The organism is Mammaliicoccus sp. Dog046 (assembly GCF_034039665.1).
GTDB lineage: Bacteria > Bacillota > Bacilli > Staphylococcales > Staphylococcaceae > Mammaliicoccus.
Genome location: NZ_CP120131.1, coordinates 1,981,655 through 1,998,013, shown reverse-complemented (window position 1 = coordinate 1,998,013; position 16,359 = coordinate 1,981,655). Strand labels below are relative to the sequence as shown.

The following is a 16,359-nucleotide window of genomic DNA, read 5'->3' as shown; positions in this document are numbered from 1 at the left end:
ATCATGAAAATAATAAACAAAAAATAAGGAGGGAAGCAATGAGTAGTTTACTTTTTGTAATACTATGGATAATTATATCCATTGCCTTTATAACGACTTTAGTAACTGCAGTAGTCAAATATGCTAAAGATCGTGCTTATGGAAGCTATTTAGTGAGTACAATTATAATGTTCTTTATAGGTGCTATTTGTTTTGCTTGTATATTTGTAAGCATGGCATTTAATAAAGACTATTCATACAGCAAGCTATTTAATGAAGATAAAGGTGTTCAAGATAAGAAAATAGCAGACACATCTAAAAAAGATTTAAAAAATTTAAAAATAGGTGACAAAATAAGAGTCAATGAATTAGAAGTCACAGTAACAAAAGCTGAATTTGTCGAACCAGATGACGGATATTCATATTCTCAAAATGGTAAAATTTTAAAGGTTAACTATAAATTTAAGAATTTAAATAAAGAAAAAGCTTTAATCGATCATACGAATTTTAAAGTTACAACAGATGGTGAAGCGCAGCCACAATTTAACGGTATGAAAGATAATAAAGGTGGATTCCAATATCAATTAGAAAAAGGTCAATCTGAATCTGCATATGTATATTATGACGTGGCAGATATGAATGGTTATAAAGTAGAAATGGATTACAAACCATCTAAAAAACCATATAAAGCGGTATGGGATATTCCACGTAAATCAATTAATGAAGATAAACAACAAACAAATGAAAATCAAATGTTACCACCTCAAGAACTTCAAACAAGTGAACAACCTACAGTAGCACCACCGAATAATAATGATGCAGAAAAGAAACGTCAGCAAGAAGCAGATAAGCAAGCAGCTGCAGATGAGAAAAAACGCCAGCAAGAACAAGATAAACAAGCAGCTGCAGACGAGAAGAAACGTCAACAAGAAGCGGATAAAAAAGCAGCTCAAGAAGAGAAACAGCAGCAACAAGAAGCGGATAAAAAAGCTGCTGAAGAAGAAAAACAACGAAAACAAGAAGAACAAGCTAATGCTAAAAAGGAACAAGAAGCAGAGCAAAAGGCAGCTGAACAAAAGGCGGCAGATCAAAAAGCCGCAGAGCAGAAGGCCGCTGAACAGAAAGCTGCAGAGCAAAAAGCTGCAGAACAAAAGGCAGCAGAACAAAAAGCCGAGCAACAAAAACAACAACAAGCCGCTGAAGATGCTAAGCAACAGCAACAACAACAAGCAAAAGAAAGAGCCGCTCAACAGGCAGCTCAAAAAGCAAAAGAAAAATCAAATTCATCATCTGAAGAAAGATAAGATGTATATAAAAGAGGTTGGGAATCCCAACCTCTTTTTTTGTGTTGAAAATAAGTTGAATATAGTGTCGAACATTGCAAGTGAGGCCTGACAAGCAACATTGAGCGTCTGAACATTGCAAGTGAGGGCTGACAAGCAACATTGAGCGCCTGAACATTGCAAGTGGAGCCCGACAAGCAACATTGAGCGCCTGAACATTGCAAGTGGAGGCTGACAAGCAACATTGAGCGTCTGAACATTGCAAGTGAGGGCTGACAAGCAACATTGAGCGCCTGAACATTGCAAGTGGAGCCCGACAAGCAACATTGAGCGCCTGAACATTGCAAGTGAGGCTCGACAAGCAACATTGAGCGCCTGAACATTGCAAGTGAGGCTCGACAAGCAACATTGAGCCGTCGAACATCCGATAAGCAAGAGAATCCTATTAATATTTACACACAAAAAAAACTGAACTTATCAATCTAAGTTCAGTTTGTTCAAAGTATAAGCTGAGACATTATATCTCAGCCGCTTCTCTCAGCATAAATTAAACTGTTTCAACATTTAATTTAACATCTATATTATTACGTGTTGCTTTTGAATATGGGCAGAAATCGTGAGCGTCTTTTAGATATTTTTCAGCATCTTCTTGAGAAAGATTTTTTACTTTAGCATCAATATCTACTTCTAATTTAGGGCTTTCTGCATTTTCATCATCAACTAAACGTACTGTTAAAGTCACTTCTGGTTCAGCATCACGTACTTTATTTTGTTTAAGAATTAAATCAAATGCACCATTGAAACATGAAGCGTAACCAGCCGCGAATAGTTGTTCCGGATTTGTTGCTTTGCCGTCTGCTTGTTGTGGTGGTAAAACATCTACATCAATTGCTTTATCATCTGTATATACATGACCTTTACGTCCACCAGTGTTTGTTGCTTTTGTTTCATAATGAGTCGCCATTAAAAAAGACCTCCTAATAAGTTTATATATCATATTTACCCGTAACACGTTTTTTCAATCATAAATATATAAAAAGTTTTAATATAAAAATGTTTAATAATATGAAATAATAAATATTATACATAAAGAGAGGTTACGACATGAAGGCGATATTAATAGGTGTTCTTGCAGCTTTATTCTTTGCAGTTACTTTTGTTTTTAATCATATGATGGCAGATGAAGGTGGGGCGTGGTACTTTAGTGCGTCGCTTCGATTTATTTTTATGTTGCCGTTTTTATGGCTAATCGTATTTATTAAGGGGAGAACAAAAGTAGTTACACAACATATTAAGCATCATCGACGTTCATGGTTGATATGGAGCGTCTTTGCATTTGTATTATTCTACGCACCATTAACATTCGCTGCCGAATATAGCCCAGGCTGGTTAATTTCAGGTACTTGGCAAATTACGATTATTTGTGGCATGTTGTTAGCACCATTATTTGTTGAAAAAGTAGTTATTCAAGGCAAGGAAACAATGGTTAGACATCAAATTCCATGGCGTTCGTTGTTGATTTCAGGGATCATGTTTATTGGTATTATCATTATACAAATTCCACAAGCACGTCATATAGAAATGCATGTATTCTTATTAGGGTTCTTGCCAATATTAATTGCAGCAGTATGTTATCCACTCGGAAATCGAAAAATGATGCAAGTTGTAAATAGTGAAATAGGGACGATAGAACGTGTATACGGTATGACACTCGTTACAATACCAATTTGGATCACGATATTTATAATAGGCGTTGTGATTGAGGGTTTACCATCATTTAATCAAGTCGTTCAATCATTTGTTGTTGCTTTATTCTCAGGAATTATTGCAACAGTATTATTCTTCTATGCAACGAACTTAGTGAAGGATAATCAAGATCAATTAGCAGCTGTAGAAGCCACGCAATCTTTAGAAGTTGTATTTGCTATTATTGGAGAAATGATTTTGATGGGATTACCATTACCGAACGGATTGAGTATGATTGGTGTCGGTTTAATTATTGTAGGTATGTGTATCTATAGCTTTATAGATAAATTGTTTAATCGAAAAGTATCATAAAAATTGCTAAATATTGCAGGTGAGGGCTGACATACAACATTGGGCATGGCTAACGAGATAGTTCCGTGAAACAATCCCGTTAGAGCGAAAATAGCCCGCAAAAAAGCATAATTTACTACAAAAAATAAGAAAATGATACGCTAACGAGATAGTTTCAGAAAACAATCTTGTTAGAAAATCTAAAGAGATAGTTCCGTGAAACAATCCTGCTAGCATGGTTAATCTATATATAGTTAATGGACAAAAAGAGTCTGGGACATTATGTCCCAGACTCTTTTATTATCTTCAAATTTGCAAGATGATTAATAGAAGAAGCGATGTTTAAACTGAGATGTTGAATTCTGTGCTTCATCTTTTGTCGTTACTTTACGTCTGAATCATTGATGTTCCATTTCATTTCGTAAGCTTTTTCAGATGAACGTAATTTGAGATAAACTTCATATTTATCTGCGTCAGGTACATCATAATAAACATAACCTTCATCAGATTCACCTGGTTTTAGACTGGCTGAGAATCCATCGTCTGTATCGTCCATACCATAGAATTTAGAAACACGAGATCCATCTGCAAGAATACCGAAGTTTGAATCACTTACGTATAAACTAGAGTTATTAATATTTTGAAGTTTGTAGTAAACTTTTAATACTTTACCTTTAGAAGGTTTACTATATTTAGAACTTGGTTCAACGAATTCAGCTCTATCAACAGTTACTTTTGTACCGACCACATCAATTGAATTACCAACAGATGTAGATTTTCTTTCTGTAGTTGAACTACTGCTATCTTCTTCTGTCGTAGATTCCTCGGTTGTAGATTCTTCAGTTGTTGACTCTTCTGTAGTGTCTTCTTCAGTTGATTTTTCCTCTGTAGATTTTTCTTCTGTTTTGTTAGTCATGTTGTCAATTTGATTTTTGATTGGAGTTGCTGCACATGCACCAAGAATGACTGCCAAAATGATGAAGATAACTAAACACCCACCACAGCCAAATAGCCAAGGTTTCATGCTAGAACCATTTTCATCACCAGAGGTAGGTGGTGGATTACTCCCGTTTGAATCGTTAAATGGATTACTTTGTTGCGAGTTTTGCTGTCCCGAAGCATTCGTGTTAAATGGATTCTGGTTAGAATTTGCCATAATATTCCCCCCTTTTAATAATAATTTTAATAAGACTAAATTGTCTATACATAGCTAAAAAGGAGAATAGACCAGTTGTTAAGTGAATGTATAACAATTGTTGTGATTATTAATTACTTTTATTTTATAGTAATTAGGGAAATAAATCTACATAAGTTTAAGATAAATATAACTTTAATATTCAATTAATATAATTTATAAACTCAACTAAATGTACGAAGTATGTGAAGTAAATGCATAGATTCATAGAAAAAATATCGCTACTCATGTAAAATATAAATAGAAGAACATTGGAGGAATGACTATGACTGATGAACAAAAGAAAACGTTTCCTTATATCGTTGCGACAATATCGTTAGAAACAGAAGAAGATATCAAAAAAACTGTTCAAGAACTTGAATTAAACAAAGATTCAATAGATATCGTGGAGTTTAGAGCAGATACGTTAGCAGATACATCAATTGAAAACATTAATAAAACATTAATGACTTTTAAAGATGCATATCAACAAGCACCAATCTTGTTCACTTATCGTTCAGTAGGGCAAGGTGGGTTTGGAGAATTCGATCATGAAACTTACTATAAATTAATGCAAGACATGATTCATAATAAAAAAGTGGATTATGTAGATATTCAACTTGATACGTATGAAGATAATTTGATGAATTGTATTACAAAAGCACAAAATCATGAAGTTAAAATTATCATTTCACATCATGATTTTAAATCAACACCAGATGTAGAAGAGATGTATGTTACTTTTGAAAAAATGGCAGAATTAGGTGCAGACATCGGAAAATTAGCTGTAATGCCTCAAAATGAAAAGCATCTACTTGCAATGCTTAATGCAATGAATAGAGCGTATCATCAATTGGATATCGATGTGATTGGCATATCTATGGGTGAATTAGGAAGAATGACACGAATTACAGGTGGACTATTTGGATCTAAATTTACTTATGGTTACGTTGGTAAAGAAGCGGCACCTGGACAATTACATGTGAAAGAAATAAAAGAGCAACTCGCTTTATATCAAAAGTAGGAGTGTAGAAGATGGAATTAAAGCAAGCTATTATAGAAAGACGTAGCGTAAAGAATTATGATTATGAAATGTACATCGACGAAGAAAAAGTATTATCTTTAGTTGAACTTGCTGCATATGCGCCGAATCATGGAATGAGAGAACCTTGGAGATTGGTTTATATTAGTAAAAAACAAATTCCCGATTTCGCAGAACAAGTTGCGGAATCTGCATTTCCAAATGATAAAGAAAAGCAGGATAAATACATTAATAAAGTAACTAAAGTCGGAGGCATGTTTGTTATATTATCTAAACGTGATCCGAGACAAAAAGAATACTTAGAAGATCAAATGGCAATTGGTGCATTTGTGCAAAACTTAATGTTACTTGTACATGCTGAAGGAATGGGATCTTGTTGGAAGACACCGGAATTTATCTTCAAGCCGTCATTTAGAAGTATTGTTGATGCACATGCAGATGAAGAAGTGAATGGATTCTTATATATTACAGAACCAGATCCGAACGTTAAATTAATGAAAAGAAAAAACCAATCTATATTAACAAGATGGTAAATAAAAGAGACTGGGACATAATATAATGTCCCAGTCTCTTTTAGTATCTTGGCAGTAGATGACTGAGTTAAAAATGCGCTTGTATCAAGCTTTTTTCAACTCTAGTCATCCTTGCCGGGGCGGGACTACGAAATCTTTTTTTATAAATTAGATTTCTGTCCCGCTCCCTTTTTATATTATTTTAAATGTTCAGCTAAGAAAGCTTTTACATCTTCAGGTGTTTTCGCATTAGCTGAATGTAAGTGGGCAAGCTTTTCGTTTTTAGAGAATACTAATAAACTTGGGATACCCATAACATCATTTTCAGTTGCTGCTTCTGGCACTTGGTCACGATTGATTTGATACCAGTTGTATTGACTATATTCATCAATAATAGGATCAATCCATTGATTCATTCTCGTGCAATCTGGACACCAATCAGCAAAGAATTTTACAACGACAGGTGTTTCACTTTGTGTAATTTCTTCGAATTCTGCATATTGACTAATTGTTCTCATGATTTATTTGCTCCTTAGATATTATACTTATACTTGGATTATATCTTATTTTCAATATTAAAAAAAATATTTAACTCATTACTATCATGTTGAACGTTAATATTGTTATAATGGATTTAAATAGACAGATGGAGGTAAGTACATGATAAAATTTTATCAATATCCTAATTGTACAACTTGTAAAAAAGCAGCAAAGTTCTTAGAAATGAATGGTGCGAGTTTTGAACCGATTGATATTACACAACTTACACCTACAGCTAAAGAACTAAAGGATATGATTGATGGAACAGAAATTACTGTTGATCAATTATTTAATTCTAGAGGTGCTAAATACCGCGAGTTAGGCTTGAAGGATAAAATGCAAGATTTATCAGACAATGAAAAATTCGATTTATTAGCTTCAGATGGCATGTTAATTAAACGACCATTAGCAGTATTAGGTAACAAAGTAACGTTAGGCTTCAAAGAAGAAGAATATCGTAATACTTGGTTATAAAAATAGTTGCTTGAATAATCGCTTTATGTCATGATAATAATTGAATTACATATAGGAGGGGATTACTTTGACAGTGCCTAGTGAGTTAAAATATTCAAAAGAACATGAATGGGTAAAAGTAGATGGCGATGTTGCAACAATCGGTATTACTGATTTTGCTCAATCAGAATTAGGGGACATTGTGTTCGTTGAGTTACCTGAAGAAGGTGACGCATTAACAAGTGGAGATTCATTCGGTAGTGTAGAATCTGTTAAGACAGTTTCTGAACTATATGCACCACTATCTGGTAAAGTCGTTGAAGTAAACGAAGAACTAGAAGATAGTCCGGAATTTGTTAATGAATCATCATATGACAAAGCTTGGATGGTTAAAGTTGAATTAACTGACAAAGCTCAATTAGATGAGTTATTAGACGCGGATGCGTATAGCGAAATGATAGGTGAATAGCATGACATTTAACTCCACGGTACTGTAGTATCATGGAGTTTTTTGTAGTTTCATTTTGAAGTTGAACACTAATATTATTCATTTGTAGAAGGTGAAGCCCATGACGATCATAAAAAAAGTTTTAATCGTAGAAGGTATTTCAGATAAGAAACGAGTGAAAGAAGTATTAAATGATCAAGTTCATATTATATGCACCCATGGAACAATGGGTGTAGAAAAGATGGACGAGCTTTTAGATGAAATTTATGGTGCACAAGTATACGTGCTTGTGGATCAAGATAAAGAAGGCAAACGTATTAGAAAATGGTTTGAAAAATATGTAAGTGAAAGTCATCATATTTATATAGATTCTACTTTTTCAGAAGTAGCACGCTGCCCAAGACAATACTTAGCGAATGTGTTAAACTATCATGGATTTGCAGTGAACAATGATTTTGTATTGAAAGGGAAGTACCGTTATCATGACACACACAGAAATATCGAACGATATATACAAGCATTTTGATGAAGACATTCATTTATTATTTGGTTACACACCGACATGTGGTACATGTAAAATATCAGAACGCATGCTGGATATAGCAAACCAAATTACACAATTACCAATCAATAAAAGCGATTTGAATTTTTACCCTGAATTTTGTAAAGATTATGAGATTCAGTCGGTGCCAGTACTATTTATTATGAAACAGGATAAAGTGATGAAGCGTATTTATGCTTTTCAATCCGTCCCGTTTATAGTTGAGAATATTCAAAAAGTTATTGACGCTAAAAACTTATCATGATAGTATGAATTTAATTAAATACGTAATAACTCTTATCAAGAGTGGTGGAGGGATGTGCCCTTTGAAGCCCGGCAACCGTCATGTAAATGAAATGGTGCCAATTCACAGAAAGTGTTAACTTTTGGAGATGAGAGAAAGACAATAAATTTCACGCCTTTCTCTTATTTATTAGAGTGAGGCGTTTTTAATTTTTGAGATTAGGAGGCAACAGATTTGATTGAGTTAAATAAAGTTGTTAAAACTTTCAAAACTAAAAAAGGCGACATAACCGCTGTTGACAATGTTGACTTAAAAATAGATAAGGGAAGCATATATGGCGTTATAGGTTTTTCGGGAGCAGGAAAAAGTACGTTAATTCGAATGTTTAATGGACTGGAGTCACCAACTGAAGGTGAAGTCATTATTGATAATGTCAATATGGGAGAGTTAAATAAAAGTCAGCTTAGAAAAAAACGACAAAAAATAAGCATGATTTTCCAACACTTCAATTTACTTTGGTCTAGAACAGTGCAAGATAATATCGCATTTCCTTTAGAAATCGCGGGTGTACCAAAAAGAGAAATTAAAGAAAAAACGGTTGCCCTCATTAAACGAGTAGGATTAGAAGGAAGAGAAAATGCATATCCTTCTCAACTATCAGGTGGACAAAAACAAAGAGTAGGTATCGCTAGAGCGTTAGCTAATGATCCTGAAGTACTATTATGTGACGAGGCGACAAGTGCATTAGACCCTCAAACAACAGACGAGATTCTTGATTTATTAGTAGATATCAACAAAGAATTAAAATTAACAATCGTATTAATTACACATGAAATGCATGTTATTAGAAAGATTTGTGATCATGTTGCTGTTATGGAAAATGGTAAATTCGTTGAACAAGGTGAAGTTATCAGCGTATTTAATAATCCTCAAACACATGTCACACAACGATTTGTTAAAGATGATTTAAAAGCAGATGATCTAAATAAAACGTTAAGTAACTTTAGAGAAACTCAACCACATGGCGAAATTTGGAAATTGAATTTTGTTGGAGGTTCAAGTGCGAACCCGGTATTAGCTAAAATCATTAAAGATTACAATGTAGATATCAACGTCATTGAAGGTGATGTGAAGTTAACTCAAAATGGTACATTTGGTCACATGATCGTGCATTTACCTAAAGGTGATTACTCTAAAAAAGAAATCATTGAAGAGCTTAAAGATTTAGGTGTGAAGGTTGAGGTGAACGTAGGTGAATAAGTCATTTGGGGATATCATTACTGAAATGATTACAATGCCTAACGTGAGATGGGATGCTGTTTGGGAAGCATTAAACGAAACCCTTTATATGACAGTGGTTTCAACAGTATTTACATTTGTTTTCGGTTTAATATTAGGTACGTTATTATTCTTAACATCAAGAGGAACATCTAAAAGTTCACGTATATTCTATTCAATCGTATCGTTTATTGTGAACTTATTTAGAGCAATTCCATTCATTATATTAATTTTATTATTGATACCATTTACAGATATATTACTTGGTACAATTAGTGGTCCGAAAGGTGCTTTACCTGCTTTAATTATTGGGGCATCACCATTCTATGCGAGATTAGTTGAAATTGGTATGAAAGAAATTGATAAAGGTGTAATCGAAGCGGCTGTGTCTATGGGGGCAACAACATGGACAGTCGTTAGAAAAGTCTTATTAAAAGAATCACTACCAGCATTAATTTCAGGACTTACAGTGACAGCAATCGCATTAGTAGGATCTACAGCAATTGCCGGAGTTATCGGTGCAGGTGGACTTGGTAACTTAGCTTATTTAACAGGATTTACACGAAATCAAAACGACGTCATATTAGTATCAACAATACTTATATTAATCATTGTATTCGTCATCCAATTTATTGGAGATATAATAGTTAAAAAAATTGATAAACGTTAAAGGAGTGTCATTTATATGAAAAAAGTTTTTGGATTATTATTAGTATCATTATTAACGGTAGTTCTCGTTGCTTGTGGTGGAAATAGCGACAAAAAAGGTAAAGAAGAAACAATTAAAATCGGTGCATCACCAGCTCCACATGCTGAAATTTTAGAAGAAGCTAAACCACTTCTTAAAAAAGAAGGTTATGATTTAGAAATTAAAACAATTAACGATTATACAACACCTAATAAACTTTTAGATAAAGGTGAATTGGATGCAAACTTCTTCCAACACACACCTTACTTAAAAACAGAATCTAAAGAAAAAGGTTATAAAATCGAATCAGCAGGTAACGTACATTTAGAACCAATGGCAGTTTATTCAAAAAAATATAAAAAATTAAAAGATTTACCTAAGAACGCTACAGTATATGTTTCAAATAACCCAGCAGAAGAAGGAAGATTCTTATCATTCTTCGAAAAAGCAGGATTAATCAAAATTAAAGATGGCGTTAATCCAGTAGATGCAACATTTGATGACATTACTGAAAACAAGAAAAATATTAAATTCAACAATAAACAATCAGCAGAATTCTTACCAAAATCTTATCAAGCGAATGAAGGCGATGCGACAATCATCAACTCTAACTTTGCAATTGAACAAGGATTAAATCCACTTAAAGATTCAATCGCTGTAGAAGGAAAAGATTCACCATACGCTAACTTAATCGCAGTTCAAAAAGGACATAAAGACGATAAGAAAATCAAAGCATTAGTTAAAGTATTACAATCAAAAGAAATTAAAGACTTCATCAACAAAAAATACGATGGTGCTGTTATTTCAGCAAAATAAATTTTAAAGCCCTCTAACACAAAAGTTAGAGGGCTTTTTTTATGGATTAATATTGCAAGTGGAGGTCGACAAGCAACACTGGGGCGCTGAACATTGCAAGTGGAGGTCGACAAGCAACACTGGGGCGCTGAACATTGCAAGTGGAGGTCGACAAGCAACATTGGGGCGCTGAACATTGCAAGTGGAGGTCGACAAGCAACACTGGGGCGCTGAATATTGCAAGTGAAGGTCGACAAGCAACATTAAGGCGCTGAATGTTGCAAGTGGAGTCTGACAAGCAACATCGGGGCGTTGAATATTGCAAGTGGAGTCTGACAAGCAACATCGGGGCGTTGAATATTGCAAGTGGAGGTCGACAAGCAACATTGAACGCCGAAATTACTAAATATAAAGAGGCGATAGCAATATGATAAATAAAATGAACATTGTCGCTGCACTAAAATAAATGAATAAGCTGTTTTGTTTATAAATTTTACTTAGCGTTTCATAAATTAATAACTGAGTTAAAAAACTAAAGGTAAATAAAAACACCAAAGCTATCAATTGTCCAACTAACGGTCCAATACTGAAATCTAAATTAACGATAATGAAAATAGATGAAATGAATAAAATGATATAAATGAAATATTGAATGAAAATATTAAATCTGTTGAAGAAATGTGTGATCACTTCAAACGAGAAGATGAATTTCAATAAAAATATATTTAAGAATAGCGAATAAACAAACTGTAAGAATAAAAAAGAAGATAATCTGCCAGAAAACGAAGTGTTAAATTCGATAATTATTGTTATTACTGAAATTAAAAAAATTAATGCTATGAAAAATAAATTTTTGCTTTGATTCATTATTAGCCGCCTTATAACTTTTTTGTCTCTTTAAATCTCAACCTACATTCAAAATTTTACTCATACAAAATGGAAAGCAACATAAATATACCGAGTGTATATAAAATGATTCCGATGATTTTATGTTTTCTTATGTTAAATGTGGCTATGCTAAATAATGTAACGGCTGTAAGGAGTGAATGGTAAAGGTGATTCAAATTTGTGACGCCGACAATATTTAATAATAGTATAAAAGCACAAATGGCACTGATGACAAATGCGAATTGTTCATAACGTTCCATGTGATTATTCCTTTCTGTATGTAGCTTATCTTTCATTATAATATAAGAAACTTAAATCGCTTGTAAATGGATGTATTAGAAATGTTATAAATTGAGAATGAATTGAATTGATTATCATTTGAATGTGTTTTCATAGAAAAGGTTATGATGTGGTGTTTCTTCTATTTAAATTGAGCGAAAGTGTTTAATTGACTATTTAACTACGTTATAATATTAAGGGTAAAGATTCATAACAAACTTTGACGTTACATTAAAATTATTATAAACTAGAAAAGATAATATTGGGTTATCTTTTTAAATGTGAATAAATTCTCTGGAGGGAAAAATAATATGGCATCAAAATTAGAAATTAAAGATTTACACGTAGAAATCGAAGGTAAAAAAATTCTTAAAGGTGTAGACTTAACTATACAACAAGGTGAAATTCATGCAATTATGGGACCAAATGGTACTGGTAAATCAACTTTATCATCAGCAATTATGGGTCACCCTAAATATGAAGTAACACAAGGTGAAATTTTATTAGATGGTGAAAATGTATTAGAAATGGAAGTTGATGAACGTGCTCAAGCAGGTTTATTCCTTGCGATGCAATACCCATCAGAGATTTCAGGTGTTACAAACGCTGATTTCTTACGTTCTGCTATTAATGCAAAACGCGAAGAAGGCGACGAAATCAACCTTATGCAATTCATTAAGAAATTAGATAAACAAATGGATCTATTAGAAATGGATCAAGATATGGCACAAAGATATCTTAATGAAGGTTTCTCAGGTGGAGAGAAGAAACGTAATGAAATTCTTCAATTAATGATGTTAGAACCTAAGTTTGCAATTTTAGATGAAATTGACTCAGGTTTAGATATCGATGCATTAAAAGTTGTATCTAAAGGTATCAACAAAATGCGTGGAGAAGAATTTGGTTGCTTAATCATCACTCACTACCAAAGACTATTAAACTATATTACACCAGACTTCGTACATGTAATGATGCAAGGTCGCGTTGTTAAATCAGGTGGCGAAGAATTAGCGAAACGTCTTGAAAATGAAGGTTACGAATGGATTAAAGAAGAACTTAATATTGAAGACGAAACAATTAATGCTGAGTAATATATAGGAAATATAGTTAAGTAGGAGGAGTATAAATGGCAACTGAAACAAAGTTAAATATTAACGTTGAAGATATCGTTAATTATTCAGCATCTCAGAATGAACCTCAGTGGATGACTGATTTAAGAAAAGAAAGTTTGCAAAAATTAGATCAATTAGAAATGCCTAAACCAGATAAAACAAAAATCGACAAATGGGATTTCGATTCTTTTAATAAACATGTTGTTGAAAGTGAAACTTTTGACGCAATCGAAAATTTACCAGAATCAGTACAAAAAATTATAGATACTGAAAATGCTACTAACTTAATTGTTCAACATAATAATACACCTGCTTTTACTAAAGTAGATGAAAAGTTAACTGAACAAGGTGTTGTAATTAAAGACTTAAAAACAGCTTTAATTGAAAATAGCGATTTAGTACAAAAATACTTCATGACAGATGCTGTCAAAGTAGACGAACATAGATTAACTGCATTACATGCAGCACTTGTAAATGGCGGCGTATTCGTATACGTACCTAAAAACGTTGTTGTTGAAGAACCAATTCAATATGTTGTTCTTCATGATGATAGCGATGCAAGTTTCTTCAATCATGCAATTATTGTAACTGAAGAAAGTGCAGAATTAACTTACGTTGAAAACTATTTATCAACAGTATCTTCAAATAACGGTCAATTAAACATTATTTCAGAAGTGATTGCTGGACCTAATTCAAATATCACTTATGGTGCAGTTGACTTTATGGATAAAGATTTCACTGGTCATATTATCCGTCGCGGTACAGCTGAAGCTGACGCAACAATTGATTGGGCTTTAGGCTTAATGAATGATGGTAGTACGATTAATGATAATACAACGTACTTAATGGGTGACCGCTCAAATAGTAACTTAAAAACTGTAGTTGTTGGTCGTGGCGTTCAAAAACAAAACTTCACAACACAAATCATTCAATATGGTAAAGAGTCTAACGGACATATCTTGAAACACGGAGTTATGAAAGATAGTGCTTCTTCTATATTTAATGGTATTGGTTATATTAAACATGGTGGAACTAAAGCAGATGCACAACAAGAATCACGTGTATTGATGCTTTCTGAAAAAGCCCGCGGAGATGCGAATCCTATATTACTTATCGACGAAGATGATGTAACTGCAGGACACGCTGCTTCAGTAGGTAGAGTAGATCCAACACAATTATATTATTTAATGAGTAGAGGTATTTCACGTAAAGAAGCTGAAAGATTAGTTATTCACGGATTCCTAGACCCAGTTGTATCTGCATTGCCAATTGAAGACGTTAAACGTCAATTACGTGAAGTTATTGAACTTAAAGTAACAACACAAATATAAAAATAGGCACAGAAAGGTCTGATAATGTGGCCGAATCAACATTTAATGTAGAAAAAATTATAAAAGATTTTCCAATATTAGAACAGCAAGTAAACGGTAAACAACTAGTGTACTTAGATTCATCAGCCACTAGTCAAACACCAATTCAAGTTACTGAGAGTATCGCTGATTACTATAATCGATATAATTCGAATGTACATCGTGGCGTTCATACACTTGGTACACTTGCAACAGATGCTTATGAAAAGGCACGTGAAACAGTTAGAAGATTTATTAATGCACAATATTTTGAAGAAGTTGTATTTACAAGAGGTACGACAACGGCCATCAATTTAGTTGCACATAGCTATGGAGATGCAAATGTATCTGCTGGTGATGAAATTGTTGTGACACAAATGGAGCATCATGCGAACATTGTGCCATGGCAACAACTTGCTAAAAGAACAGGAGCAACACTTAAATTTATTCCAATGACTGAAAGTGGAGAACTAGCGAAAGAAGCAATAGATAACACGATTAATGATAATACAAAAATCGTAGCAGTCGCTCACGTTTCAAATGTATTAGGTACAATCAATGATGTTAAATATATTGCTGAAGTAGCACATAAACACAATGCTGTTATTGCAGTAGATGGTGCACAGTCTGCGCCGCATATGCAAGTGGACGTTCAAGATTTAGATGTCGATTTCTTTAGCTTTAGTGGTCATAAAATGCTTGGACCAACAGGTATCGGTGTTTTATACGGCAAGCGTGAATTATTAGATAAGATGGAACCAATTGAATTTGGCGGAGATATGATTGACTTTGTTGGCTTGGAAGATGCAACATGGACAGATTTACCGACTAAATTTGAAGCGGGTACACCATTGATTGCTGAAGCTATTGCATTAGCAGAAGCAATTAGATATATTGATTCAATCGGTTTAGACCAAATTCATCAACATGAGTATGATTTAGTAACGTATGCATATAATGAAATGTCTAAGATTGATGGATTAGATATTTATGGACCAGCACCAGATAAAAGAGCAGGTTTAATCACTTTTAATGTTCAAGGCGTGCATCCACATGACTTAGCAACAGCGCTTGATTCTGAAGGTGTTGCAGTAAGAGCTGGACATCACTGTGCACAACCATTAATGAAATGGTTAAATCAATCTTCAACTGCGAGAGCGAGTTTCTATATTTATAATACTACTGAAGATGTTGATAAATTAGTTCAGGCACTAAATGGAGCGAAGGAGTTTTTCTCTTATGAATTTTAATAACTTAGATCAACTATACCGTTCTGTAATTATGGACCATTACAAAAATCCAAGAAATAAAGGGATTCTTGAAGATGGATCATTAACTATAGATATGAACAATCCTACTTGTGGTGATCGCATCCGCTTAACATTAGATGTTGAAGATAATGTTATTAAAGATGCTAAGTTTGAAGGTGAAGGTTGCTCTATTTCGATGTCTAGTGCATCAATGATGACTGAAGCAGTAAAAGGCCATTCGATAGAAGAAGCTTTAGAAATGAGTAAAGAGTTCTCAAATATGATGCTCGGTGAAACGTACGATATTAGTGAAGAGATGGGCGATATAGAAGCCTTATCTGGTGTAGCTAAATTCCCAGCTCGTATTAAATGTGCAACTTTAGCTTGGAAAGCATTTGAAAAAGGAACTAAAGAGCAAAATAACGCGTAACAGATGCGATTGATATGAACGCTATAATAATAGAGGA

General features: G+C 33.6%; 18 protein-coding genes and 1 riboswitch. Of the genes, 15 read left to right on the top strand and 3 right to left on the bottom strand.

Annotated elements, in window-relative coordinates:
- Positions 1 to 38: 38 nt before the first annotated feature.
- Complete coding sequence (locus P3U32_RS09890; RefSeq protein WP_323702972.1) at positions 39 to 1,283, top strand: hypothetical protein; 1,245 nt, start codon at positions 39 to 41, stop codon at positions 1,281 to 1,283.
- Positions 1,284 to 1,809: 526 nt separating this feature from the next.
- Here P3U32_RS09890 and P3U32_RS09885 read toward each other — a convergent pair.
- Positions 1,810 to 2,226, bottom strand: a complete 417-nt coding sequence (locus P3U32_RS09885; RefSeq protein ID WP_323702971.1) for an organic hydroperoxide resistance protein — start codon at positions 2,224 to 2,226, stop codon at positions 1,810 to 1,812.
- Between the two features lie 140 nt (positions 2,227 to 2,366).
- Between P3U32_RS09885 and P3U32_RS09880 the strand changes: the two genes are divergently transcribed.
- Entirely contained in the window at positions 2,367 to 3,320 is a 954-nt protein-coding gene (locus tag P3U32_RS09880; RefSeq protein WP_323702970.1) for a DMT family transporter, read from the top strand.
- A gap of 361 nt (positions 3,321 to 3,681) precedes the next feature.
- On the opposite strand, the gene P3U32_RS09875 is transcribed toward P3U32_RS09880, so the two are convergent.
- Positions 3,682 to 4,455 (bottom strand): DUF4352 domain-containing protein, encoded by a 774-nt coding sequence (locus P3U32_RS09875; protein ID WP_323702969.1) that lies wholly within the window; start codon positions 4,453 to 4,455, stop codon positions 3,682 to 3,684.
- Positions 4,456 to 4,759: 304 nt separating this feature from the next.
- Here P3U32_RS09875 and aroD point away from each other — a divergent pair, with 304 nt between their 5' ends.
- Entirely contained in the window at positions 4,760 to 5,497 is a 738-nt protein-coding gene (gene aroD / locus P3U32_RS09870) for a type I 3-dehydroquinate dehydratase (protein ID WP_323702968.1), read from the top strand.
- 11 nt (positions 5,498 to 5,508) lie between these two features.
- On the top strand, positions 5,509 to 6,048 hold the full coding sequence (locus P3U32_RS09865) for a nitroreductase family protein (RefSeq protein ID WP_323702967.1): 540 nt from the start codon (positions 5,509 to 5,511) through the stop codon (positions 6,046 to 6,048).
- Between the two features lie 176 nt (positions 6,049 to 6,224).
- On the opposite strand, the gene P3U32_RS09860 is transcribed toward P3U32_RS09865, so the two are convergent.
- Positions 6,225 to 6,545 carry a thioredoxin family protein gene (locus tag P3U32_RS09860; protein WP_323702966.1) on the bottom strand — a complete coding sequence of 107 codons (321 nt, stop codon included), beginning with the start codon at positions 6,543 to 6,545 and terminating at the stop codon, positions 6,225 to 6,227.
- Positions 6,546 to 6,687: 142 nt separating this feature from the next.
- Between P3U32_RS09860 and P3U32_RS09855 the strand changes: the two genes are divergently transcribed.
- From P3U32_RS09855 to sufU, 11 genes are all read left to right on the top strand, one after another.
- Entirely contained in the window at positions 6,688 to 7,041 is a 354-nt protein-coding gene (locus tag P3U32_RS09855) for an arsenate reductase family protein (RefSeq protein ID WP_323702965.1), read from the top strand.
- Between the two features lie 67 nt (positions 7,042 to 7,108).
- Entirely contained in the window at positions 7,109 to 7,489 is a 381-nt protein-coding gene (gene gcvH / locus P3U32_RS09850; protein ID WP_323702964.1) for a glycine cleavage system protein GcvH, read from the top strand.
- Between the two features lie 100 nt (positions 7,490 to 7,589).
- The gene (locus P3U32_RS09845) at positions 7,590 to 7,994 is read left to right on the top strand and encodes a toprim domain-containing protein (RefSeq protein WP_323702963.1); all 405 of its coding nucleotides are present in this window, start codon (positions 7,590 to 7,592) and stop codon (positions 7,992 to 7,994) included.
- A complete protein-coding gene (locus tag P3U32_RS09840; protein WP_323702962.1) occupies positions 7,951 to 8,274 on the top strand; it encodes a thioredoxin family protein in 324 nt (107 codons plus the stop codon). The genes P3U32_RS09845 and P3U32_RS09840 overlap by 44 nt, the downstream gene beginning before the upstream one ends.
- A gap of 29 nt (positions 8,275 to 8,303) precedes the next feature.
- Positions 8,304 to 8,408: riboswitch (SAM riboswitch) on the top strand.
- A 79-nt stretch (positions 8,409 to 8,487) separates the two neighbouring features.
- Positions 8,488 to 9,513, top strand: a complete 1,026-nt coding sequence (locus P3U32_RS09835) for a methionine ABC transporter ATP-binding protein (protein ID WP_323702961.1) — start codon at positions 8,488 to 8,490, stop codon at positions 9,511 to 9,513.
- Entirely contained in the window at positions 9,506 to 10,201 is a 696-nt protein-coding gene (locus tag P3U32_RS09830; RefSeq protein WP_323702960.1) for a methionine ABC transporter permease, read from the top strand. The genes P3U32_RS09835 and P3U32_RS09830 overlap by 8 nt, the downstream gene beginning before the upstream one ends.
- Before the next feature lie 15 nt (positions 10,202 to 10,216).
- Entirely contained in the window at positions 10,217 to 11,035 is an 819-nt protein-coding gene (locus P3U32_RS09825; RefSeq protein ID WP_323702959.1) for a MetQ/NlpA family ABC transporter substrate-binding protein, read from the top strand.
- A gap of 1,457 nt (positions 11,036 to 12,492) precedes the next feature.
- Entirely contained in the window at positions 12,493 to 13,272 is a 780-nt protein-coding gene (gene sufC, locus P3U32_RS09820; RefSeq protein WP_323702958.1) for a Fe-S cluster assembly ATPase SufC, read from the top strand.
- A gap of 35 nt (positions 13,273 to 13,307) precedes the next feature.
- Positions 13,308 to 14,624 carry a Fe-S cluster assembly protein SufD gene (gene sufD, locus P3U32_RS09815; protein ID WP_323702957.1) on the top strand — a complete coding sequence of 439 codons (1,317 nt, stop codon included), beginning with the start codon at positions 13,308 to 13,310 and terminating at the stop codon, positions 14,622 to 14,624.
- Positions 14,625 to 14,626: 2 nt separating this feature from the next.
- Complete coding sequence (locus P3U32_RS09810; RefSeq protein WP_323704873.1) at positions 14,627 to 15,892, top strand: cysteine desulfurase; 1,266 nt, start codon at positions 14,627 to 14,629, stop codon at positions 15,890 to 15,892.
- The gene (gene sufU / locus P3U32_RS09805; RefSeq protein ID WP_323702956.1) at positions 15,882 to 16,322 is read left to right on the top strand and encodes a Fe-S cluster assembly sulfur transfer protein SufU; all 441 of its coding nucleotides are present in this window, start codon (positions 15,882 to 15,884) and stop codon (positions 16,320 to 16,322) included. Before P3U32_RS09810 ends, sufU begins: the two co-directional genes overlap by 11 nt.
- Positions 16,323 to 16,359 lie beyond the last annotated feature (37 nt).

Coding starts and splice junctions, on each gene's coding strand:
- P3U32_RS09890 (WP_323702972.1), top strand. CDS start 39: ATGAGTAGTTTACTTTTTGTAATACTATGGATAATTATATCCATTGCC.
- P3U32_RS09885 (WP_323702971.1), bottom strand. CDS start 2,226: ATGGCGACTCATTATGAAACAAAAGCAACAAACACTGGTGGACGTAAA.
- P3U32_RS09880 (WP_323702970.1), top strand. CDS start 2,367: ATGAAGGCGATATTAATAGGTGTTCTTGCAGCTTTATTCTTTGCAGTT.
- P3U32_RS09875 (WP_323702969.1), bottom strand. CDS start 4,455: ATGGCAAATTCTAACCAGAATCCATTTAACACGAATGCTTCGGGACAG.
- aroD (WP_323702968.1), top strand. CDS start 4,760: ATGACTGATGAACAAAAGAAAACGTTTCCTTATATCGTTGCGACAATA.
- P3U32_RS09865 (WP_323702967.1), top strand. CDS start 5,509: ATGGAATTAAAGCAAGCTATTATAGAAAGACGTAGCGTAAAGAATTAT.
- P3U32_RS09860 (WP_323702966.1), bottom strand. CDS start 6,545: ATGAGAACAATTAGTCAATATGCAGAATTCGAAGAAATTACACAAAGT.
- P3U32_RS09855 (WP_323702965.1), top strand. CDS start 6,688: ATGATAAAATTTTATCAATATCCTAATTGTACAACTTGTAAAAAAGCA.
- P3U32_RS09845 (WP_323702963.1), top strand. CDS start 7,590: ATGACGATCATAAAAAAAGTTTTAATCGTAGAAGGTATTTCAGATAAG.
- P3U32_RS09840 (WP_323702962.1), top strand. CDS start 7,951: ATGACACACACAGAAATATCGAACGATATATACAAGCATTTTGATGAA.
- P3U32_RS09825 (WP_323702959.1), top strand. CDS start 10,217: ATGAAAAAAGTTTTTGGATTATTATTAGTATCATTATTAACGGTAGTT.
- sufC (WP_323702958.1), top strand. CDS start 12,493: ATGGCATCAAAATTAGAAATTAAAGATTTACACGTAGAAATCGAAGGT.
- sufD (WP_323702957.1), top strand. CDS start 13,308: ATGGCAACTGAAACAAAGTTAAATATTAACGTTGAAGATATCGTTAAT.
- sufU (WP_323702956.1), top strand. CDS start 15,882: ATGAATTTTAATAACTTAGATCAACTATACCGTTCTGTAATTATGGAC.